This window comes from Faecalimonas sp. LCP19S3_D12 (assembly GCF_052121495.1).
Taxonomy (GTDB): domain Bacteria; phylum Bacillota; class Clostridia; order Lachnospirales; family Lachnospiraceae; genus Faecalimonas.
Genome location: NZ_JBQKED010000134.1, coordinates 1 through 436, shown reverse-complemented (window position 1 = coordinate 436; position 436 = coordinate 1). Strand labels below are relative to the sequence as shown.

Here is a 436-nt window from a genome sequence, read left to right as displayed (position 1 = left end):
AGGCGAAAGTGCCAGTATCGCAAACCAGCGTGATATGCTGGAAAAATACTGCGAAAAGCAGGGATGGGAGGTTGTGGCAGTCTATCAGGACGATGGCTTCACAGGTCTTAACATGGAGCGTCCTGATTTACAGAGGATGTTGAGAGCCATTGAGCGCAGGCAAATCAACCTTGTTATCACGAAAGACCTCAGCCGACTGGGGCGGAACTATCTGCAAACCGGGCATTTGATTGAGGACTTTTTCCCAAGAAACGGTGTCCGCTATATCGCCATGAATGATGGTATCGACACCCTGCGGGATAACAACGACATTGCCCCGTTCAAAAATATCCTGAACGAGATGTACAGCAAGGATATTTCCAAGAAAGTCCATTCCTCTTATCTTCTGAAAGCGCAGAAAGGACAGTTTACCGGGTGTCTTGCCCCGTTTGGGTAT

At 48.4% G+C, this 436-nt stretch carries 1 protein-coding gene; it reads left to right on the top strand.

Annotated features, from left to right (window positions below; translation table 11 throughout):
* The coding region (locus ACTQXY_RS15585; RefSeq protein WP_441660225.1) for a recombinase family protein at window positions 1-436 on the top strand (436 nt) is incomplete at both ends.